General features: G+C 64.3%; 22 protein-coding genes. 12 read left to right on the top strand and 10 right to left on the bottom strand.

Going from position 1 to position 21,099, the window contains the following annotated elements; all coding sequences use genetic code 11:
• Nucleotides 1-2: 2 nt before the first annotated feature.
• The 8 genes from AC1DYC_RS00860 (at nucleotide 3) to AC1DYC_RS00825 (ending at nucleotide 6,212) form a co-directional block, all read left to right on the top strand.
• Nucleotides 3-329 (top strand): hypothetical protein, encoded by a 327-nt coding sequence (locus AC1DYC_RS00860; RefSeq protein WP_477403159.1) that lies wholly within the window; start codon nucleotides 3-5, stop codon nucleotides 327-329.
• Between the two features lie 166 nt (nucleotides 330-495).
• Nucleotides 496-1,227 (top strand): 3-keto-5-aminohexanoate cleavage protein, encoded by a 732-nt coding sequence (locus tag AC1DYC_RS00855; RefSeq protein WP_477403157.1) that lies wholly within the window; start codon nucleotides 496-498, stop codon nucleotides 1,225-1,227.
• 180 nt (nucleotides 1,228-1,407) lie between these two features.
• The gene (locus AC1DYC_RS00850; RefSeq protein ID WP_477403155.1) at nucleotides 1,408-1,917 is read left to right on the top strand and encodes an Lrp/AsnC family transcriptional regulator; all 510 of its coding nucleotides are present in this window, start codon (nucleotides 1,408-1,410) and stop codon (nucleotides 1,915-1,917) included.
• Nucleotides 1,914-3,077 carry a saccharopine dehydrogenase family protein gene (locus AC1DYC_RS00845; protein ID WP_477403153.1) on the top strand — a complete coding sequence of 388 codons (1,164 nt, stop codon included), beginning with the start codon at nucleotides 1,914-1,916 and terminating at the stop codon, nucleotides 3,075-3,077. Before AC1DYC_RS00850 ends, AC1DYC_RS00845 begins: the two co-directional genes overlap by 4 nt.
• 108 nt (nucleotides 3,078-3,185) lie before the next feature.
• Nucleotides 3,186-3,974, top strand: coding sequence for an ABC transporter substrate-binding protein (locus tag AC1DYC_RS00840; RefSeq protein ID WP_477403151.1), 789 nt, complete (start codon nucleotides 3,186-3,188; stop codon nucleotides 3,972-3,974).
• 104 nt (nucleotides 3,975-4,078) lie between these two features.
• Nucleotides 4,079-4,756 (top strand): amino acid ABC transporter permease, encoded by a 678-nt coding sequence (locus tag AC1DYC_RS00835; protein ID WP_477403149.1) that lies wholly within the window; start codon nucleotides 4,079-4,081, stop codon nucleotides 4,754-4,756.
• Entirely contained in the window at nucleotides 4,753-5,427 is a 675-nt protein-coding gene (locus AC1DYC_RS00830; RefSeq protein WP_477403147.1) for an amino acid ABC transporter permease, read from the top strand. Before AC1DYC_RS00835 ends, AC1DYC_RS00830 begins: the two co-directional genes overlap by 4 nt.
• 26 nt (nucleotides 5,428-5,453) lie before the next feature.
• Nucleotides 5,454-6,212: an amino acid ABC transporter ATP-binding protein gene (locus AC1DYC_RS00825; RefSeq protein ID WP_477403145.1), complete on the top strand. Its 759-nt coding sequence runs from the start codon at nucleotides 5,454-5,456 to the stop codon at nucleotides 6,210-6,212.
• On the opposite strand, the gene AC1DYC_RS00820 is transcribed toward AC1DYC_RS00825, so the two are convergent.
• Complete coding sequence (locus tag AC1DYC_RS00820; RefSeq protein ID WP_477403143.1) at nucleotides 6,209-6,946, bottom strand: alpha/beta fold hydrolase; 738 nt, start codon at nucleotides 6,944-6,946, stop codon at nucleotides 6,209-6,211. The genes AC1DYC_RS00825 and AC1DYC_RS00820 overlap by 4 nt on opposite strands.
• Before the next feature lie 99 nt (nucleotides 6,947-7,045).
• Nucleotides 7,046-8,590, bottom strand: coding sequence for a bifunctional AfsR/SARP family transcriptional regulator/alpha/beta hydrolase (locus AC1DYC_RS00815; RefSeq protein ID WP_477403141.1), 1,545 nt, complete (start codon nucleotides 8,588-8,590; stop codon nucleotides 7,046-7,048).
• A gap of 295 nt (nucleotides 8,591-8,885) precedes the next feature.
• Between AC1DYC_RS00815 and AC1DYC_RS00810 the strand changes: the two genes are divergently transcribed.
• Complete coding sequence (locus AC1DYC_RS00810) at nucleotides 8,886-9,428, top strand: class I SAM-dependent methyltransferase (protein ID WP_477403139.1); 543 nt, start codon at nucleotides 8,886-8,888, stop codon at nucleotides 9,426-9,428.
• 8 nt (nucleotides 9,429-9,436) lie between these two features.
• Here the strand turns inward: AC1DYC_RS00810 and AC1DYC_RS00805 are convergent, their stop codons facing one another.
• From AC1DYC_RS00805 to AC1DYC_RS00790, 4 genes are all read right to left on the bottom strand, one after another.
• Complete coding sequence (locus tag AC1DYC_RS00805; protein ID WP_477301713.1) at nucleotides 9,437-9,838, bottom strand: GFA family protein; 402 nt, start codon at nucleotides 9,836-9,838, stop codon at nucleotides 9,437-9,439.
• 24 nt (nucleotides 9,839-9,862) lie between these two features.
• Nucleotides 9,863-10,921: a Gfo/Idh/MocA family protein gene (locus tag AC1DYC_RS00800; protein ID WP_477301715.1), complete on the bottom strand. Its 1,059-nt coding sequence runs from the start codon at nucleotides 10,919-10,921 to the stop codon at nucleotides 9,863-9,865.
• Between the two features lie 102 nt (nucleotides 10,922-11,023).
• The gene (locus AC1DYC_RS00795) at nucleotides 11,024-11,809 is read right to left on the bottom strand and encodes a ThuA domain-containing protein (protein ID WP_477403137.1); all 786 of its coding nucleotides are present in this window, start codon (nucleotides 11,807-11,809) and stop codon (nucleotides 11,024-11,026) included.
• 142 nt (nucleotides 11,810-11,951) lie between these two features.
• Complete coding sequence (locus AC1DYC_RS00790; protein WP_477408104.1) at nucleotides 11,952-13,406, bottom strand: DUF2778 domain-containing protein; 1,455 nt, start codon at nucleotides 13,404-13,406, stop codon at nucleotides 11,952-11,954.
• 312 nt (nucleotides 13,407-13,718) lie between these two features.
• Here AC1DYC_RS00790 and AC1DYC_RS00785 point away from each other — a divergent pair, with 312 nt between their 5' ends.
• The 3 genes from AC1DYC_RS00785 to AC1DYC_RS00775 all read left to right on the top strand — a co-directional run bounded on the left by AC1DYC_RS00785 (nucleotide 13,719) and on the right by AC1DYC_RS00775 (nucleotide 16,093).
• The gene (locus AC1DYC_RS00785) at nucleotides 13,719-13,988 is read left to right on the top strand and encodes a hypothetical protein (protein WP_477403135.1); all 270 of its coding nucleotides are present in this window, start codon (nucleotides 13,719-13,721) and stop codon (nucleotides 13,986-13,988) included.
• 129 nt (nucleotides 13,989-14,117) lie between these two features.
• Nucleotides 14,118-15,536: a multicopper oxidase family protein gene (locus AC1DYC_RS00780; protein WP_477403133.1), complete on the top strand. Its 1,419-nt coding sequence runs from the start codon at nucleotides 14,118-14,120 to the stop codon at nucleotides 15,534-15,536.
• Nucleotides 15,533-16,093 (top strand): cytochrome c, encoded by a 561-nt coding sequence (locus AC1DYC_RS00775; protein WP_477403131.1) that lies wholly within the window; start codon nucleotides 15,533-15,535, stop codon nucleotides 16,091-16,093. Before AC1DYC_RS00780 ends, AC1DYC_RS00775 begins: the two co-directional genes overlap by 4 nt.
• 9 nt (nucleotides 16,094-16,102) lie before the next feature.
• Here AC1DYC_RS00775 and AC1DYC_RS00770 read toward each other — a convergent pair whose 3' ends face one another.
• The 4 genes from AC1DYC_RS00770 to AC1DYC_RS00755 form a co-directional block, all read right to left on the bottom strand.
• Entirely contained in the window at nucleotides 16,103-16,999 is an 897-nt protein-coding gene (locus tag AC1DYC_RS00770; RefSeq protein ID WP_477403129.1) for a dihydrodipicolinate synthase family protein, read from the bottom strand.
• 132 nt (nucleotides 17,000-17,131) lie between these two features.
• Nucleotides 17,132-19,201, bottom strand: coding sequence for an ABC transporter ATP-binding protein (locus tag AC1DYC_RS00765; RefSeq protein ID WP_477403127.1), 2,070 nt, complete (start codon nucleotides 19,199-19,201; stop codon nucleotides 17,132-17,134).
• Nucleotides 19,198-20,106: an oligopeptide ABC transporter permease gene (gene opp4C / locus AC1DYC_RS00760; protein WP_477403125.1), complete on the bottom strand. Its 909-nt coding sequence runs from the start codon at nucleotides 20,104-20,106 to the stop codon at nucleotides 19,198-19,200. The genes AC1DYC_RS00765 and opp4C overlap by 4 nt, the downstream gene beginning before the upstream one ends.
• On the bottom strand, nucleotides 20,099-21,055 hold the full coding sequence (locus tag AC1DYC_RS00755) for an ABC transporter permease (protein ID WP_477403123.1): 957 nt from the start codon (nucleotides 21,053-21,055) through the stop codon (nucleotides 20,099-20,101). The genes opp4C and AC1DYC_RS00755 overlap by 8 nt, the downstream gene beginning before the upstream one ends.
• Nucleotides 21,056-21,099 lie beyond the last annotated feature (44 nt).

Genomic DNA, 21,099 nt, shown 5'->3' with positions numbered 1-21,099 from the left:
CGTTGGGTCGTCTGGTTCAGGAATGGCGCAGGCGGCGGCTGGCGCCGGCCGGCCTTGCTGTCCTAGTTGTCTCTACGCTTCCCGCGCTTGCCGCCAGCAGTGACTGCGTCAGCGACTACGAGGTCGAGCCGGCGGTGCGGATCGCCGCATGCACGCGCATGATCGAGGATCCGACCGAGCCGCCGGATAACCGCGCAACCGCCTATTACAAGCGCGGCAGCGTCTTCGGCGCTAGAGGCGATGACGACCACGCGATGGCCGACTTCGATGCGGTGATCGCCCTTAATCATCAGCGTTGCAAGAAGATGGCCGCGCGCCGAAGCTGCTAATCTCCCCCCAAGTGGAGGAGATGTCCGGCAGGACAGAGGGGGGCGCGAAGGAACGCTACCTGGCTCAAATTGCCGATGCGCCTGTCAGGAGCCTTCCCCTCGCCCGTTCCCTCTCTGCCCTGCCCTTTGCTAGGCTCGCTTCATCCGCAACAGGATCGCGAGAACCATGATCGTCCAGGCCTGCATCAACGGCGCGCGTGCCGCCGATTTCCACCCTGCCCTCCCGCTCGACGCCGAAGCCATGGCGCGCGACGGTGCGGCTTCGATTGCCGCTGGTGCTGCCGAGTTGCATGTCCATGCGCGCGGAGCCGACAAGCGAGAGAGCCTTTCGCCGGCAGCGATGGATCCGACGATCACGGCGCTGCGCCACGCCTGCCCCGGCACGCTGATCGGCGCCTCCACCGGCGCCTGGATCGAGAACGACGATACCAGCACGCTGGTCGCCATTGCCGGCTGGCGCGAATTGCCGGACTATGCCTCGGTCAATCTCAGCGAGACGGCGGCACCCATCGTGATGGAGAGCCTGCGCCAGCGCGGCATTGGCATCGAGGCCGGTCTGGCTTCGGTCGCCGACGCCGAGCGCCTCGTCGGCCTCGACCATGGCGGACGCGTGCTGCGTGTGCTGATCGAGATTTCCGAGCAGACGCTGGACGAAGCGTTCGCCGTCGCCGACGGCATCGAACAGGTGCTCGAGCGCGCCGGCATCAGGCGCGCCATCCTGCTGCATGGATCCGACGCCACGGTGTGGCCTTTCGTGCGGCGTGCGGCGGCGCGCAACTGGTCGACGCGCATCGGGCTGGAAGACGGCCGGGACCTTCCGGATGGCACGGTGGCCTCCGGCAATGCGGCACTGGTGGCGGCCGCGGTGGCGATCTTCCGGGCCAGCCGATCGGCATAGCGGCTGACGAATGCGTCGATAGCGTCTGACCTCGCCCTCGCGGGGAGATCGCCATCTTTCCGAAGCTGGCACAACGGCGAGCCGCAACTCCCCCTTGCTGTTATTAGAAATTTCTCATAAGTTGTTTTCATATCTGGAAGAAATTTCCTCCTATTTTTCTCCTTTATGAAAGCCTAGCCTTTGCGTGAACATCTCGATCAAACCGATCGACGGCTGGTCAAGCTGTTGTCGCAGGATGCCCAGCCGGGCATAAACAAGCTCGCCGAGACGATGGCGATCTCGGTGCCGACGGTGCGCTCAAGGCTGCGCAATCTGCTCGACCGCAATTTGCTGAAAATCGTCGGGCTGCTCAATTTGACCGAGCGCCCGGAGCTGATCTCGGCCATTGTCGGCATCAACGCGCAGGGCCGAGGCCGCGCCCGCGAGCTGGCGCAGCGAATCTCGGAACTTCCTTTCGTCAACTCGGCCTCGGTGGTCACCGGGCGCTTCGACATCATTGTCGACGTGACCGTCGCCGGCGACGTCGCCGACCTCTATCGCATCACAAGCGAGTTGATCCCGGGCGCGGGTATTCCCGGCGAAGTCGTGCGCAGCGAGACCTTCGTCGTCATGGCCTCCTGCAACAAATGGGTCAGCCTTCCCGAAGGCTGCTGGTCGGAAGACGCCCCGGCGCGCAAGGAGCCGGCATGAGAATAGCGGTTCTCGGCGGCCTCGGCCTGCAGGGCCGGGCAGCCATCGCCGATCTCGTCGCCAGCGCCGGCGTCGGGGAAATCGTCTGCGTCGACACAGCCGCTGACGGCCCTGCCCGGCTTGCCGGCCTGACCGATCTTTCTCGCGTGCGTTTCGTGGCGCCCGAAGGCGCCATCGGTCCGGCGCTGGCCACCGCGCTGGCCGATATCGACGCCGTCATCGATCTCTTGCCGCAACCGCTGATGCGCGAAGCGGTGCAGGCCGCGATCGCGACGCGCACGCCGCTGGTCACCACCAATTACAGCAAGGCAATCGCCGATCTGGCCCCCGCAGCCGAACAGGCCGGCGTTTCGATCATGACCGAATGCGGGCTCGACCCCGGCATCGACCTCGTGCTCTACGCGCGCGCCGCAAAGCAGTTCGACAGCATTTCCTCGATCGATTCCTATTGCGGCGGCATCCCCGAGCCGAAGGCGATGGCCAAGCCGCTCTGCTACAAGGTGAGCTGGAACTTCGACATGGTTCTGGTCAGCCAGAACCGCGACAGCGTGATGATCGAGGATGGCGAACGCGTCGAAGTGTCGGCCGGCCAGCAGCATGACAACCGCTTCATCCACGAGATCGACGTCGCCAGGCTCGGCCGGCTGGAAGCTTTCCCCAATGGCGACGCGCTGCACTATGTCGAGATGCTTCCCGCGGCCAAAGGCTTGCGGCGCTCGGGCCGCTACACGCTGCGCTGGCCGGGCTGGTCGGCGTTCTGGGCGCCGCTGAAAGAACTCGGCTTCCTCTCCGAAGACAAGGTGCCCGGCACCGGCGCCAGCCCGCGCGAATTTCTCGGCCGGCTGCTCGGCCCGCAACTCCAGTATGGCGCCGGCGAGAAAGATCTGTGCGTGATGCGCAATGTCTTTTCCGGTCTCGAAGGCGGTCGCCGCAAGACGGTGACATCGGACCTGATCATCGAACGCGATCTTGCCTCGGGGCTGTTCGGCATGAGCCTCGGCGTCGGCTATCCCGCCAGCATCGTGGCGCAGATGCTGGCAAGGCGCGAGATCACCACACCAGGGCTTTTGAACCCGCTGCAGCATGTGCCCGACACCAGCTTCTTCGATGAGCTGGGCAGGCGCGGCATCAAGGTTTCCGAAACGGTGGCCTGGGACTGAGGAGGAGATTTTCGAACGGTGGCGCCGCCGGCAACGGTGCTGCCGCTCAAAAAGAGCCCACGGGAATTCGCGGGCGGAAAATGACAACCACAACGGGAGGAATGCCACATGAAAATTGCAAAGCTTTTTATCGCCGGACTTGCGCTCGCCGGGCTCACCACGGCGGCCAGTGCCGGAACCCTTGACGAGATCACCAAGCGCGGCGAATTGCGTGTCGCCGTGCAGACACAGGGACCGCCCTTCTCGCTGGTCGGCGCCAATGGCGAACGCACCGGCAGTTCGGTCGAACTCGCCGAGCTGATGGCCAAGGAAATGGGCGTCAAGGTCACCTTCCTCGACTATGACTGGGACGGGCTGATCCCGGCGCTGCTTTCGGGCAAGGCCGATCTGCTGGTCGCCGACATGACGCCGACGCTGGCGCGCGGCATGAAGGTCGCCTTCACCACGCCCTATATGTATACGGGCAGCACCGTCTTCACCAAGGCCGACAGCAAGTTCAAGACCACCGAGGACTGCAAGGCCAAGGGCACCAAGATCGCCGTGTTGCTCGGCGCCACCGGCGAGAAGGAAGCCAAGAACGCTTTCCCGGACGCCGACATCAAGAGCTACAAGGGCGGCGGCCCGCTGCTGCTCGACGCCGTCAACAACGGCCAGGCCGATTGCGGCGTCAATGACGTCTCAGCGGTCAAGGGTCAGTCGACCGCTTATCCCGCCGGCACATTCACCATCATGCCGGATCTCCTGTCGAAGGAGCCGCTTGCCTTCGCCACCCGGTATGACGAGGCGGATCTGTTGATCTGGATGAACCTGTTCCTCAACCAGGTCAGCATCGACGGCCGCCTGCAGAAGAACCTCGACTACTGGGTCAACTCCGACGCCTGGAAGAAGGATCACTGAGGAATAGGGATTGGGCAGTAGGGAGTAGGCAGTAGGGAGCAGTAATTATCCGTTCCTGACACCCTACTCACTACTGCCCACTGCCTATTCCCCATTCACCGCCCATGCTCGAAAACTTCAGCTTCCGCACCATCATCGAATATCTGCCGCTGTTCGGGCAGGGTCTGATCACGACCGTATGGCTGTCGGCGCTGTCCTTTGCCGGTGCACTTGCAGTCGGCATCGTTCTCGCCGCCATGAACCTGCAACGCGGCCAACTGTTTCGGATTGCGGCCAAGGCCTATATCGACGCCGTGCGCGCCACGCCCTTGCTGGCGCAGCTCTATTTCCTCTATTTCGGCCTGCCGCGTCTCGGCCTGGTCCTGCCCGAGTTGGTTGTCGGCATCATCGCTCTGTCGCTGAACAGCGGCGCCTATGTCGCCGAAATCATTCGCGCCGGCATCCTGTCGATCCCGCGCGGCCAGGTCGAAGCGGGTGTCGCCTCGGGCATGACCTATGTCCAGCGCATGCGCCTCGTCATCCTGCCGCAAGCGTTCAAGGTGACGATCCCGCCGCTGCTCGGCCAGGCGATCGTACTGGTCAAGGATTCCGCACTGCTGTCGCTGATCTCGGTGTCCGAGCTGACGCGCGCCGGCCAGTTGCTCGCGTCCGACCGCTTCATGCCGGCGGAAGGTTTTCTCACCATCGCCGCTTTCTATCTGCTGCTCTACTACGGACTGAAAGGACTGGCGGCGCTGTCCAGTCGCTGGCTCGGCTTGCAGCCGGCAAGGAGCAGCACATGATCTGGCAGCAGCTGCAAAGCCTGGCCGGCAGCTATCCCCTCGCCTTGCGCGGCCTCGGCATGACCGTGATGCTGTCGCTGATCAGCCTGGTGCTGGGCACGGCTCTCGGCTTCGGCCTCGGCATATTGCGCACCGGCGGCAACCGGCTGATCTCAAGCGTCATCGGCGCCTGGGTCGACCTGATCCGCGGCACGCCGTTCCTGGTGCAGATTTTTCTGATCTTCTTCATTCTGCCGGAATTCGGGATCGAGCTCGATGCCTTCACCGCCGGCATCATCGCGCTGACCAATCTGGCGGCGTGCTTCATCTGCGAGATCGTCGCCGCCGGCATTCGCTCGGTGCCGACCGGCCAGGTCGAGGCGGCGCTGGCGTCGGGCCTGTCACGCTGGCAGCGCATGCGCCAGGTGGTGCTGCCGCAAGCGATGCGCATCGTGCTGCCGCCGCTGGTCGGGCAATATGTGCTGTTGATCAAGGATTCTTCCGTCGTCTCCGCCATTGGCCTGACCGACCTCACCCGCGTCGGCTGGCTGGTGGTGCAGCGCGTGCCCAACGGCCTGCTGGTCTTCTTCCTCGTCGGCGTCGGCTATTTCATGGTCTGCTATCCGCTGATCATGCTCGCCCGCCGGCTGGAGCGCCGCATGGGTGCGGCGCATGGCGAGGTGCAGCTGTGACATCGAACCCCGAAGGGCCGGCCAACATGACCAACCCAACCTCGACGAAAACCGGCATGATCGATTTTCGCGGCGTCAACAAATGGTTCGGCGCGCTCAATGTGCTGAAGGACATCACGCTCAGCGTCGAGCCGCGCGAAGTGGTTGTCGTCTGCGGGCCGAGCGGCTCGGGCAAGAGCACGCTGATCCGCTGCATCAACGGCCTGGAGGCGATCAAGGATGGCGATCTCATCGTCGACGGCCAGCGCCTCGGCGACCCCGCAACCAACATGACGCAGCTGCGCACCGAGATCGGCTTCGTCTTCCAGTCGTTCAACCTCTACCCGCACAAGACAGCGCTGGAGAACGTCACGCTGGCGCCGATCCATGTGCGCAAGATCCCTCGCACTGAAGCCGAGCAGGCCGGGCGCGAACTGCTGGCCAAGGTCGGTCTCGCCGACAAGGTCAATGCCTATCCCTCACAGCTCTCCGGCGGCCAGCAGCAGCGCGTGGCGATCGCGCGCTGCCTCGGCATGCGGCCGAAGATCATGCTGTTCGACGAGCCGACCTCGGCGCTCGACCCCGAGATGATTTCCGAAGTGCTCGACGTGATGGTCGCGGTGGCCGAAGAAGGCATGACCATGATGGTGGTGACGCACGAAATGGGCTTTGCCCGCAAGGTGGCGCAACGCGTGGTGTTCATGGATGCCGGCGCGATCGTCGAAAGCGGCACGCCGGAGGCGTTTTTCTCAGCGCCCAAGACCGACCGCAGCCGGGCTTTTCTCAGCAAGATTTTGAGGCACTAGAGGAGAGACAAAAACTCTTCCATGCGCGCGCATACCGGGTCGACCGCCAAAAACGCCTGGAAATGATTGCATCCGACGAGTTCGAGATAGTCGGCGCCGGCAAGGGCGGCAAAATCACGGACGCTCGGACACATCGAATCCGCCTCGCCGATGATCGCAAGAATGGGTCGATCAAAGCCGACAAACGGTGCCGACCGATCGGGCCGGTCCAGTGCAACGGATGCCCGCAAGGCCTCAAGATCATTGCTTCTGAGTTGCCTGACGTTCCCGTCTGTCAACGGCCAGTTCTGGGCGCGCAGATACGAGATCCAGGGTTCCATGTCGACGCTCGTGACCGCCCTGAGCAGACTCAGATCCTGACCGAAGGGATGTGCGCCGTTGACGACAAGTGAGCGCACCCGGTTCGGGTGGTGGGCGGCAAACGCCAGGGCAATCGTGCCGCCCAAGGAATGCCCATAGATGTCCGCATCCACCGCGCCGATGTCATCCAGAACAGCCGCGACATCTGCCGCGCATCGTGCGAGGTCATACGCTTCGGGCGCATGCGGCTTGTCGCTTCTCCCGTGACCGCGACCGTCGATCAGTATCAGTTGCCGCCCTGCCAACCGCTCGACGTAGCCTGTCTCACGCCAGATCGTGAGATCTGCCGTAAAGCCGTGCAGCAGCACAAGCGGTCTTCCAGCCCCGACCACCTCATAGGCAATGCGGGTTCCGTCTTCCGAGACAACAAACATGATCATTCCTTTGTAGAGCGCTGTGCTTCACAACCGACATCGAGAGTTGTGAGCATCACCCTGCACAGGGTGTGTCCCCTGATCGTCCCCGGCTGCGCGTCAGCTGTTTCGTGCAAACGCGCTGATGGTGTCGAGCAGCGGCTGCTGGTCGCCGACCCAGAACCAGTGGTCGTCACCGGCAAGCTCGATGAAACGTGCGTCCGGGATTTTGGCTGCGAGGAACCGTCCGGCCTCGATGCGCACGGCGCGGTCGCCGGAGCGGTGCAGAACCATCGTCCTCGCCGAGACTTTTGCCAGGAGATGGCGGACATCGGTATCACGCAGCGCTTCGAGCAGGCCCGCGACCGCGCCGGGACTGGAGGCTGCCCTGAGCAAGCCGGCCCACCAGCTCTGCGCCTGGCGGTCTTCGGCCAGGCTCGGTGCGAATGTCTGGATTTCCGCCGGGCCACCCCAGCCGGCGAGCAGGCGTTGCTTCCACAAATCGTATTGCGCGGCGGTCAGCGCAAAAGGATAGTCGGGTGTGCGGCTGCCCTTCGCCAGGGACCCCCACAGAACAAGGCCGACCAGGCGATCGGGGTGGTCCACGGCGAAGCGGACACAACCCGGCCCACCCTCCGATGCCCCGATGAGCAAGGCCCTACGGCTACCGCCTGCATCCATGACCGACAGAATATCCTGCGCCGTCGCTTCAACAGTCGGGCGGGCACCGACGCGATCGGAAAGTCCCATGCCGCGCCGGTCGAAAAGGATAAGGCGGCCGAGACGCGAAACCGCAGTGATCCAGGAGCGGCAGCTTCTGTCTTCCCAAACCCGCTCGACATGCGAAATGAACCCCGGAACAACCACGATATCGATCGGGCCGCTGCCGACGATCTGGTAGGCGATATGGACGCCGTCCACGTCGACATAGCGGGTTCTGGGCACGTCCAGGCTGATATCGCGCGTTGGCTCGTGCAGCAGGGCAAGCGTGGCGGAGTCCGGCGCTATGCCGAGTTCTTCGTGCAGCAGGCGAACACAGGTCTCGGCCTGGCGCTCGGCTGCCGCCCTGTCTCCGGCCGCCAGGTGGGCGCGGATCAGGTGGCGGTGCGCGCTTTCGCTCAAAGGGTCCAGTGCCGCAAGGCGCGTCGCGTGCACGACCGCGCTGCGCGGCTCGCCGCCGGCGATCTTGGCTTCGACGAGCCGCTCCAGCGCCTGTACCAACCGGCTGCGCAGGGCCTCGCGCCTGAAGTAGACCCATTCCTCGAATTCCAGACAATCCGGCAGTGAGAAGCCGGCGAGATAGTCGCCCTTATAGGTGTCGGCGGCCGCGTCGAGAGGGCCGACATCACAGGCATGCTCGAAAACCCTGGAGTCGACCTCGACGGACAGCGCCGGGTGCAGGCTGAGCGATGTGCCGCTGGCGGCGATAACATCCCTGCCGAATGCGATGCGGGTTTTATACAGCGTGCGCCGAAGCCGTGCCCGTGCGGCTTCCTCGTCGGTTTCGGGCCACAACAGTGTAGCGGCAACCTCGCGTGCCACGGGCCTACCGGCCTCGGCAAGGTAGATGAGGAGCGCAGCTGCCTTGCGCAAGGCAAGCTCCACCCGCCGCCCGTTCAGACGGAACTCCGGAAAACCCAGAAGTCGGAACTCTAATCGCTCCATCGATCCGTATGCGTCGAGCGGGGACGTTGAGGGGACGCAGGCCTTCTATCCATCCCTACGACGTTGGGCCGATTTGGCCCGTCTGAAGACAGACTTGGAGCGATAAATGTCACTGGTCAATACTCTCACCTGTCAACGCATACCCGAGGCTGGCGGCCCTGTCGGGGTATCGAACACCGGGCAAGGAGGCTGAGACATGTGCCAATCCTGTCTCTCCTGGTATGCACGCTGCGTTGCTCCCTACTTCGTCCACGCCGGCTGTTCAGCCAACGCATTCGCGCACATGCGAAGGCGCATGATCCCGCAGGCAGCGGGCGTTGTTGTGGAAGTCGGCTTCGGGTCTGGCCTGAACCTTCCCTACTACGACCCGGCCAAAGTGGAGCGGCTGGTGGGCGTCGATCCCGACGGCACGATGCTCGGCCTGGCCGAACCGAAGAGCCGTTCCATGCCTTTCGATGTCGAATGCCTGCGGGCCCGCGGCGAAACCCTGCCATTGGCCGATGACTTTGCCGACACCGTCGTCGTCACCTACGCGTTCTGCACCATTCCGGACCCGGAAGCGGCGCTGAGTGAAATCCGGCGCATCATGAAGCCAACGGGCCGGCTGATCTTCATCGAGCACGGCCAGGCCGAGGGGCCGCGCTGCCGCAGGTGGCAGGAGCGCCTGAACCGGATGTGGGGAGTGCTCGCCGGCGGCTGCCAGCTCAATCGCGATCCATTGCGTCTGGTCGGCGGGGCCGGCTTTCGGCTCGTCCATGAGGAGCGCCGGCGATTTCCGCTGCTCTTCTGGCAGCTGGGAAGTCACTACGCCGGGGTCGCGGTCCCACCGCCGGGTTGACTGCGTCTTCAGTCAAACGTCGACAGCGGCTCTGCCTTGATCTCGACCCAGTCGCAGCGCCGGCTGTCGTGATAGAAGGACTGGAAGGGCGGCGGGAAGGACGGATCGGCGAAGGCGCCGACGGGAATGGCGATCACACCGGGCTGCGTGTCGATCCGGTAGTGGACGCTGGCGCCGCACTGCGGGCAGAAATCGTAGATGACGCGGCCGCCCTGCTCACCGGTGCGGATGAACTGCGTCGACTTTCCTTCGACCGTTACATCGGCTTCGGCAAACCGGACATTGTAGCTGAAGGCGCTGCCGGTGCGGCGCTTGCAGTCCAGGCAGTGGCAGACCGAGATGCGCACCGGCTCGCCCGAACAGACGGCTGACAACTGGCCGCAGAGACATTGCGCGCGGCGCGTGACCATGGCTTGCTCCTCCCTCGAAGGACGTTACTGCGTGTCGGCGCCGGCCCTGAGCTCGGTCCTTTTCTCTTCCGACATCATAGCCAGATCCAGCACCTTCTGCAGTTCGGCGGCATGATGGAATGACGGTTCGGTCTGCACGCCGCTTGCGACCGCATCGACGAAGCGCTGGTAGTTGGTCGGCACGGTGCCGGCGTCGATCACCTGCCATTTGGCGGTCTCGATATCCTCGCCGATGCACGCCTTCAGCTCCGAGCCCTCCAGATTGTGCACGACCTCGATGCCGCCCTTGTCGCCATAGATGCGCAGGCGCAGTTCGTTCATATGGCCGGTCGCCCAGCGACTGGCATGCACGACGCCAAAGGCGCCGTTGGAAAAATCCAGCGTCATGGCGAAACTGTCATTGGCGTCGAGGTCGTATTCGCCGATGCGGTTGCCCGGCGCCTTGTCGAAGGCGCGCAGCCGGCAGAAGACGTGGTCGATGTCGAGTGCGGCGCCATAGCTGGCGAAATCGAGGATGTGGATTCCGACATCGCCGAGCACGCCGTTGGAGCCGTGGCTGCGCGACAGCCGCCACAGCCATTTCGGATCGGTGCGCCAGTCGCCCCAGAATTTCGACACCAGCCAGCTCTGCAGATAGGACGCCTCGACATGGCGGACGGTGCCGATGTCGCCAGCCAGCACCATATGCCGCGCCTTCTGCAGGGGAGCGACGTTGCGATAGGTGAGGTTGACCATGTTGACGATGCCAGCGGCTTGCGCCGCGTCAGCCATCTCGCTCGCCTTGCCGAAGTTTTCGGCCAGCGGCTTTTCGCACAGCACCGGCTTGCCGGCGGCGATCAGCGCCATGGTTGTCGGATGGTGGATGCGGTCGGGCGTGACGTTGGCCACGGCATCGAAGCCGCCCCAGGCAAGCGCTTCCTCCAGCGATGTGAAGCGTTTCGGAATCTTGAAGCCGTCGGCGAATTCACCGACACGCTTGGCGTCGACATCGACGGCGGCGACGAGGTCGACGCCCTTGATCTTGCCGAACTGCCGGGCATGTTCCTGCGCCATCCAGCCGGTACCGAGTATCAAAAGCCGCATTTTCTTACACTCCGAGCGAATTGGTTCGATTCAAACATATGAGACAAACGCGGCCTAGGCGAATCCATAGGGAAGCCGCCGCGCCTTTTTCCTGGGGTTGTTTTAGCGGAAGCCGGCCTCGCCGGAGGCATGCAGCTTGCCGCCGCGCTCGACGATCGGCTCCAGCGCTTTCTCCACAGGCACATTCGGCGCGTCGAGAATGGCTGACTTTGTGCCTTGCGGGTTGTGCGCCCATTTCACCGCGTTGCGCAGCACCTTGTGCACATTGGCGTCGTGATAGGTCGGATAGGTCTCGTGACCCGGACGGAAGTAGAAGACATTGCCGGCGCCGCGCCTATAGGTCAGCCCGGAGCGGAACACTTCGCCGCCCTGGAACCAGGAGATGAACACCGTCTCCAGCGGCTCCGGCACGGCGAACTGCTCGCCATACATTTCTTCGTTCTCGAGCTCGAAAAACTCGCCGACGCCTTCGGCGATCGGATGGCTGGGGCTGGTCACCCAGAGCCGCTCGCGCTCGCCCGCCTCGCGCCATTTCAGCGTGCAGGGGGTGCCCATCAGCCGCTTGAAGATTTTCGAGAAATGGCCGGAATGGAGAACGATCAGCCCCATGCCTTCCCAGACGCGGCGGGCAACGCGCTCGACGACCTCGTCGGCAACGGCGCCATGGTCCTTGTGGCCCCACCAGACCAGCACGTCGGTCTCGGCCAGACGATCGGCCGGCAGGCCATGCTCGGGCTGTTCGAGCGTGGCGGTCGAGGCGGAGATCGCCTTGTCGGCATTCAGCGCCTTGGCGATGGTCGTGTGCATGCCCTCGGGATAGAGGGCGGCGACCACCTCATTGGTCCGCTCATGGATGTTCTCGCCCCAAACGACAGCGCGTATTGTCATGATGTCCTCGTGATGAAGCCGACCGCAGGGGTCAGTCATAGTCTGCCGGAGGGGGAAAAGGGAATAGGCAGTGGGGAATAGGCAATAGGGGCAGAAACAGGGAACAAGGCAGATGAGGCTTCCAGCCCCTACTGCCTACTGCCTACGCTCCCCGCCCATCCTGGGCGACCTGCGTCAGCGGCTTCGAGAGCCGCGGCACGACGACGAGGCGCTTGATCTTGCCCCTCTTGTAGGCGGCGAGGAAGCGGGCGTAGTCCTTGAAGACGACGCAGCCATTGGATTCGGCACGGCCGCCGCGCAGCATATAGGTGTGGGCGAGCAGGCCGTCGCGACCGTATTTGTTGCGGCCGTCGGTCGGGGTGAGACGAAGCGCCTCGACGCCGTGGAAGCGGGATTCGCGCAGCTTCAGATCATAGGTGTCGGGCGGCGTCGGCCCGACATTCTTCTTATGGACGAAACGCGGCTGGTCGACCATCGAACCCAGCCCCGAATGGGCCTCGAGCCGCGATCCATCCGGCATGTAGACGGTCTTGGCCGAGATGTCGTAGACGGCAACGCCGCCGCCCATTCCGGGCGTGGCAAACAGATCCTTGAAGGCCCGGCCGACACCGCCGGCAGGGACATCGGGCTTGGCATAGGCCAACATCTCGCCGGCCTGCGTCTTCACCCGCTTGCCCGGCTTGGCGCGGATGGTCTCGCTGCCTGGCACGCCCGGCAGTGCGGCGACGTCCTGGGAATTGCGCGGTGAGCGCGGCGACACAAAGCCCGGCGACTGGGGTGCCGCGGTCTCGGCCGCCCTGTCGGTCTGTGGCTTGGCCGCCTGAGGCTTGGCCGCTTGTGCCCTGGGTTTGCTGGGCGCCTCGGCAGGCTGAGCGGTTTCGGCGCGCGGACGCCGACCCGGCAGCGCAATGCTGCCCGGCAGATCGTCCTGCGGCGGCAACGAAGCGACCTGAACCTCAGCCTGCTCAGGATCTTGCGCACTGGCGATTGCCGCGACGGCCGGCGGCGGCGCCAGCATATCAGCGCCTTCCGGCAGACTGTTCGCGAGCGCGAGCGCCAGGCGGGACGAGCGTTCGATCTCGGCCACTTCCGGCCCAAAGCGCTCCGAGGCCGGGCCATGCTGGTCGGGCATGCGGGTTTCGGCGAAACGGGCAGCGGCTGGAAGCCTGGCAAGCATGAAGGGCGCGTTCGAGGCCTTGGCGAAGGCAGCAGCCAGCTTTTGCGGCGACAGCTTTGCCTTGGCCACCACGCCGTCAAAGCGCACATCGCGCGGGGTGACAAATGCGATGCTGGTGTTTGGTGCCGCGCCGGTGTTTGCAGCGATCGTGTTTGTGGCGGCCGGCGCTGCATCGTGGGCGGCGAGGTGCAGCCGCGCCGTCTTACCGTCATGCGCGAAGCTGGCGGCAGCGCGCCTGCAGCCGGCGTCGCATTGGCTGAGCAGCGAGGCCTGGAACTTTTGCGCCGAAAGCCGCGGCGCCCACGAATTGGCGAGGCTGCGGCGCGAATCGGCAAGTGCAGCGTTTGGCAGAAGCAGGCTTTGCGGAAGGCTGCTGGACGCGGCGGTGAGCGAGGTGCCCAGCGAATAGAGGCCGGCCATGGTCGCCACCGACCACAGCGCAAGGGCCGCGCCGACGACCGGCACCACCACCCAGCGCTGGCCGGATCTCTTCGAAGTCAAATCCCGTTCAGGATTGTCGCCCCGGTTTTTCAAACGCAAAAACGCCATACAACCACTCTCAATCGGCATGCAGGCTTGCGACCCTCGCATCCGTGACATCCACAGTTCGCTGGTGCCCCCTGCACCTTTCGCGTCTGTTGCCGATTGAATCAAAAGATGGACAAAGTTGGTTAACCAATCCCTCCATCAGCCACCGATTATACGGTGCCCGATACGAAAAAAGAGCTCTCCATGGTCTCTGCCACGGTAGAAATGCTCTCCCTCACCCGCTTTGCTGCCTGTTTTTCCAGCCCCTGTCAAGAAAACCGTGAAGGCTGGAACCGCAGCATGTTCTGCCCGTTAGAGGCCGATTTGGGTCAAATTGCGACCGCTCCCTGGCGGTTCCCGGTCACTTCCTTTGCTCCATTTGGACAATCCCACCAAAGAAAGTCACTTCAGTCAGAACTGCTCAAGCCACACGAATCTCCCTTGACCTTCCAGTTACTGGAAACCTTAGCCTGAAGGAAAGCCGCCGAGTGGCCTTGCTGTCACAACAAGGAGAACGATATGGATCGACGTGGTTTTCTGGTTGCAGGCCTAGCGACGGCCCTGACGGGCTCGCGTGCGTTGGCGCGTATGAAAACGAATGACATGTCGAACATGGACTCCATGCCCGGCATGGACATGGGCGACATGAACAACCAACACGCTCCCGCGCTGACTGAAGGCGAGGCGTTGCGCGAACTGCAGCCGCTTGCCAACAAGGCTAGCGGGCCAGGCCTTTTCAAGGCAAGACTTGTCGCCGAACCGGCCACGGTCCGGTTTGTCGAGGGACAAGATACACGGATCCTTGCCTATAACGGCACGAGCCCCGGACCGCTGATCGAAGCCTTCGAGGGCGACCGCGTGGAGATCGCCTTCACCAACCGGATCGGCGAGGCGAGTACCATCCACTGGCACGGCATGCCGGTGCCGGCCGACCAGGACGGCAACCCCATGGACCCGGTCAAGAAGAGTGGCAAACGCATCTATAGCTTCGAGCTGCCGGAGGGCAGTGCCGGCTCCTACTGGTATCACCCGCATCCGCATGGCCGGACGGCCGAGCAGGTCTATCGCGGGCTTGCCGGAGCCTTCGTGGTCAAGGCCAAGGCGGACCCTGTTCCGGCAGCCTATGGCGACACGGTGCTGATGTTCACCGATCTGCGGCTTGCCGCCGACGGCTCAATGCCCGACAGCACCATGGCCGACCTGATGAACGGCCGCGTCGGCGACCATGTTCTGGTCAACGGCCAGAAGAACCCCAAACTGGCGGTGGCAATGGGCACGAAGCGGCGTCTGCGGCTGTACAACGCCACCAATGCGCGATTCCTCAGACTTGCGTTCGCCAATGCCGCTATGACGGTGATCGGCACCGACGGCGGCCTGTTGGAAAAGCCCGAGGCGGCGGACGAGATCCTGCTTAGCCCGGCCGAACGCGTGGAACTGGTCGTCGCCTTCGACAGGCCGGGAGTCGCCACGCTCACCACGCTCGACTACGACCGTGGCTGGATGGGGCCGGGCCGGCCGGCCGATGCCGGTCTCGCCTTGCTCACGGTCGATGTCTCGGAGAAGGCAGCGGCAGCCTTGCCGCCGCTGCCTGAACGCCTGCGGCCGATCGCGCCGCTTGGTGCTCCCTCCGTCAGCCGCCGCTTAGTCCTTACCGAAACCATGGCGATGAACGCCACCGGCATGGAAATGGGCTTCCTGATCAATGGCAAAACCTTCGACATGGCTCGCGTCGACATCGAGGCGAAAGTCGGCGAGACCGAGCTTTGGGAGATCGCCAATCAGGCCGACATGGACCACCCGTTCCACGTCCACGGCACACAATTCCAAGTGTTCGAGCACGAACGTGACGGCAATATCTCAAAGCCGCCCTATCTTGCCTGGAAGGATACGGTCAACGTGGCGCGCGGCGAGACCGTGCGGTTGCTGCTTCGTCAAGAACAGCCCGGGCCGCGCATGTATCACTGCCATATTCTCGAGCATGAACAGCTCGGCATGATGGGCATCGTCGACGTACGAGCATGAAGGCCGCCATCGCGCCCCGGACAGCAATCCTGGCGCTCGCCGCTTCTCTGGTGCTCGCCTCGACAACCGCAATGGCCTCGGGCGATGCCATCGTGCCTGCACGGCAGTCCTCGATGAAGAAGATGGCGGCGGCGGCAAGGACGATCGCCGAGATGTTCGACGGCAAGCGCGCCTATCAGCCCGAAAGCTTCAAGGCCGCGGCCGCGGCGCTGCGCGATCGCACCGGTGGCGCCCTGATCGCTGAATTTCCTAACAACTCGCTCGGCGCGCCATCCGGCGCCAAGGAGGAGATCGACCAAGCACGGCCGGAATTCGAGGCTCTCGCCCGCCATATCGGCCTGCTCGCCGCCGCGCTCTCCGCCAAGGCCGAAAGCGCTCCCGCCGTCATCACCGACGACATGCGCATGGGTGCCGGTCTGGCGATGGGCGGCGGCAGCCTGCTCGGCAAGCGCTCGACCCCAGCGGATCCGGCCAAACTGCCGGCGGAGCATATTCTGCACCTTATCCTGCAGGATTGCTCGGCCTGTCATTCGAAGTTCCGGCAGAGGGCCGAGTGAGGCTGCCTATCACGCCAGCCAGTTCTTGATTGCCGGGCGGGCGAGAACGGCGCGCATCCGATCCTCGGCGTCCTTGACGGCTGGCGCCATCGGCGCGCGGGTCGGGCCGCAATCGACGCCGATGACACGGAAGGCCGCTTTCATGCCCGGCAGCACGCCGGTCTCCAGCAGCGCTTCGACGAAATCCTGCGACACCATCTGCAAGGTTTTCGCCTGCACCAGATCGCCGGCACGGACCGCCTGATCAACCGCCACATAGAGCCGTCCGAGCAGATTGTAGGTGGTGCCGATGCCGCCTTCGGTGCCGAGCATGCCGGCGGCGGCGTAGATCTCGTCGAAGCCGTAGAAGAACAGTTTTTGCGGCTGCCGCTTGCGCAGCAGCGAATATTTGAACAGGTCGGTGGAGGTGTATTTGATGCCGACGACATTGCCGAGGTCGAGCAGCCTGACCAGCAGCGCCAGCGGCAAGGGACGGCCAGTGCGCAACGGGATCTCGTAGACGATCAGCGGCAGGTCGGTCGCCGCCGCCAGCGCCTGGTAATAGCCGTACACCTCCTCGTCGGAGAACGGATAGGAATGCGGCGGCAGCGCCGACAGCGCGTGATAGCCGAGCTTTTTCGCGTGCCGCGCGAGGCGGATGGAATCACGAAGGTTCGGCATGCCGACATGGGCGATCAGATTAACGTCCGACCCCGCGGCGCCTGCAAAGACCACTTCCTGCTGCGCCAACAATTCGTCCACCGTCAGCAGGCCGGACTCGCCGCTTGAGCCGCCGACATAGAGGCCGGCCAGGCCCTGGCGCAGGACGTAATCATTGATGTTGCGCTGGCGTTGCGGGTCGAACTCGCCGGCATCGCTGAGCCCGGTCATCAAGGCGGCATACATGCCCGCCAATTCTCTGGTCATTGCTTAAGTCCTCGGTGCTGCCAGGATTGTCTCGGGGAAATCTGAGCCTGAACCGCTGATTCCGGTTTCGGCTCTATGGCGTTGTTTCGGCATCATCTTTTTCGACAGCCGGCTCGGGTTTCGCTGCATCGCTCAGGCCTCTCCGGCGTGGTGGCAGGCAACGAGGTGCCGGCCCGATGCGATCGAGCCAAAATCGCGCGGTTGCGGGTCCACCTTGCTGCAGATGTCGGTCGCTTTCGGACAGCGCGGATGGAAATGGCAGCCGGATGGCGGCTTCGACGGATCGGGCACGCCGCCGCCGAGCACGATGCGCCGGCGCGTGCCGCCGGCCTTCGGGTCGGGCACCGGGATCGCCGACAGCAGCGCGCGCGTATAGGGGTGCAGCGGGCTGCCGAACACGATGGCGGTGATACCGATCTCGACGATGCGACCAAGATACATCACCGCGACACGGTCGCTGAGATAGCGGATCATCGACAGATCGTGGCCGACAAACAGATAGGTCAGGCCAAGGCGTGTCTTGAGGTCATCAAGCAGGTTGACGATCTGCGCCTGAATGGAGACGTCGAGCGCCGAGATCGGCTCGTCGGCGATGATGAATTTCGGATTGGCTGCCAGCGCACGGGCAATGCCCACGCGCTGGCGCTGGCCGCCGGAGAGCTCGAAGGGATAGCGGTTGCGCAGCGCTTCCCGCAAGCCGACCAGCGCCAGTAACTCGCTGACCCTTGCATCGCGCGTGGCGCGGGTGCCGATCTTCTGCGCACGCAGCCCCTCGCCGATGATGCGGCCGACGGTCATGCGCGGGTTGAGCGAACCGAACGGGTTCTGGAACACCATCTGCATATCGCGGCGGCGCTGCTTCAATTCTTCACCGGTTGCGCCGGCATAGTCCCTGCCCTCGAACACGATGCGGCCGGCACTTGGCCGCTCGAGGCCAAGCACGGCGCGGCCGGTCGTCGACTTGCCGCAGCCGCTTTCGCCGACCAGCGCCAGGGTCTCGCCGCGCAGCACCTCGAAGCTGACGCCGTCGACGGCATGCACCGCGCCGACCTGCCGCCTGAGCACGCCGCGCCGGATCGGGAAATGCACTTTGAGATCGGTGACGGAGAGCAGCGCGTCCTTCCCGGCCGCGGCAGCAGGCTTCGCGCTTTGTGCCGCGGCCGTCGGCCGTGGCAGATGGTCAATCTCGCGCCAGCGCCAGCAAGCGGAGGTGTGGCCGGCGTCGACCGCTTCCAGCGGCGGCTTCTGTTCGCGGCAGTGTGCCTCGGCATAGTCGCAGCGCGGCGCGAAGGCGCAGAAGGTCGGCGGCAGCGTGACATTGGGCGGCGCGCCCTTGATCGGCACCAGCCTGGCGTTGTCGGCGGTCAACGACGGGATCGAGTTCAACAGGCCGATCGTGTAGGGATGGGTCGTTACCGAAAACAGGGCGTCGACCGGCGCGCATTCGACGATCGAGCCGGCATACATCACCGCGACGCGGTCGACGAAGCCGGCGACCAGGCTGAGGTCATGGCTGATCCAGATGATGGCCATGCCGAGCTGTTTTTGCAGGCGCGCGACCAGTTCGACGATCTGCGCCTGGATGGTGACGTCGAGCGCCGTCGTCGGCTCGTCGGCGATCAGGATCGACGGCTTGCAGACCAGCGCCATGGCGATGCCGATGCGTTGCAACTGGCCGCCGGAGAACTGGTGCGGAAAGGTGCGCATGCGCTGCGGGCCGTTGGCGATGCCGACGAGCGCCAGCATGTCGAGCGCCTGGCGTTCAGCCTCGGCCTCGCTCAGGCTTTGATGCTCGCGCAGCGCCTCGGTGAGTTGCAGGCCGATGGTCAGCACGGGGTTCAGCGACGACATCGGGTCCTGGAAGATCATGGCGATGTCGCGGCCGCGGATCTGGCGCAACTCACTGTCGGGCATGGCCAGCAGATCGCGGTCGCGAAAGAGTGCACGGCCTGACGTCACACGGCCGGGCGGCTTGCGGATCAACCCCATCAATGTCTGCACGGTGACGGACTTGCCGGAGCCGCTCTCGCCGACAATGGCCAGCGACTCGCTCTCGGCAAGCTCGAAGGAGACATCGTTGACGGCATAGACGGAATTGCCGTGCGGACCGAACTGAACGCTCAGCCCTTGCACGGAAAGCACCGACTGCTGTCCGATCCCCTTGGCGGCCCTTTCGACTGCAAGTGCGTCGGCGCCTGTCATTTGCCGCCCCCGCCCATAATGTGCTGCGGGTCGAGCGCATCGCGCAGGCCATCGCCGACGAAGTTGATGCTGAGCACGGCCATGGCGATCATGGCGCCGGGCGGGATCCACATCCAGGGTTGGCTTTCCAGGATCGACAGCGTGCGCGCGTCGCGCAGCATGTTTCCCCAGCTTGCCGCAGGCGCCTGCGCGCCGAGGCCGAGGAAGGAGAGCGACGCCTCGAGCAGGATGACGGTCGCGACATCGAGCGTGATCGCCACCAGGATCGGGCTCAGCACATTGGGCAATATGTGTTCGAGGATGATGACCGATGGCGAGGTGCCGAGCGAGCGCGCGGCAAGGATGAATTCCTGGTTGCGCAGCGCCAGGATCTCGCCGCGCGTCAGTCGGGCGATCGACGGCCAGCTGAGCAGGCCGATGACCACCATGGTGTTGAAGATGCTGGGGCCGACGACAGCGACGAAAGCGATGATGATGACCAGGCGCGGAAAGGTCAGCACCATGTCGATCAGGCCCATCAGCACGAGATCGACCTTGCCGCCGAAATAGCCGGCGACGCAGCCGATGAAGATGCCGATGGCCGCCGAGATGGCCACGGCGACGAACCCGACCGTCAGCGAAATGCGGCCGCCATAGAGGATGCGGGCAAAGATATCCCTGCCGGTGCCGTCCGTGCCCAGCCAATGCATGCCACCGGGCGGCTGGTTGCGGCCCCTGAGGTCGATGTCGTTCGGTCCGTAATGCGCAATCAGCGGCGCCAGCACGCAAGCGAGCACGATGATGGCGAGCATGATCAGGCCGAGCGTCGCCAGCCGGTGCTGCAGGAAGCGGCGCGCCGCCTCGCCCCACAGGCCACGCGAGGCGCTTGCCGTGACCGCGATGTCGGCGGCGGTGGCGTCAGTCATAGCTCACCCTGGGGTCGAGCACGCTGTAGGCAAGGTCGGTCACAAGATTGGCCAGCATGACGATGATGGCGGTGATCAGCACGTAGCCCATGATGACGGGACTATCCCGGTTGACCACGGAATCGATGAACATCAGGCCGATGCCCGGCCACTGGAAAATGGTCTCGATCACCACCGAGCCGCCGAACAGTGTCGGCAGCGCGAGGCCGAAGACGGTGACCAGCGGGATCAGTGCATTGCGCAGACCATGGCGAAGCGTGATCGTGCTCGGGCGCAGGCCTTTGGCCTTGGCGGTGCGCATATAGCTCTGGTTCAGCACTTCGAGCATGCCGGCGCGGGCATAACGCATGAAGATGGCGGCGCGGAACAAAGCGAGTGCTGCCGCCGGCAGGATCAGGTGCTTGAGATTGTCGACGAGCGAGAAGCTGTCGCCAGCCGTGGAAATGCCCGACGAAGGCAGCCAACGCAGCTCCAGCGCAAAGACATAGACCAGCAGCAGCCCCATGAAGAAATCCGGGATCGAGACGCCGACAAAGCCGGCAAGCGTCAGCGAATAGTCGGTGGCCTTGTATTGCCGCAGCGCCGAGATCACGCCGAGCGTGGTGCCGATGATGAAGGCTGCGAGAAGTGCCGCGCCCATCAGTTCCAGCGTCATCGGCAGCCGTTCTGCTATGATGTCGCCGACGCTACGGCCATTGACGAAGGAGCGGCCGAGATTGCCGTGCAGGATCTGGCCGATCCAGTTGAGGTACTGGATGTAAACCGGCTGATCGAGGCCGAGCTCGCCGCGCCGCATGGCGATCAGCGCCTCGCTCGACGGCGCCTCCGCCGTGATCATTGCCAGCACGGCGTCACCAGGCATGGCATGCGCAATGGCAAAGACGATCACGGTGACGCCGAACAGCACCGGAACGCTGAACAGCAGTTTTCGCAGGAGATAGCTGAGCACCGGCCTCTCCTATGGTTGAAGGCGGTTCTGAGACATCAGATCGT

The organism is Mesorhizobium sp. P2_E7 (assembly GCF_056403855.1).
Note: the sequence above shows the minus strand (reverse complement) of the source record. Positions and strands in the feature narration are given on the sequence as shown.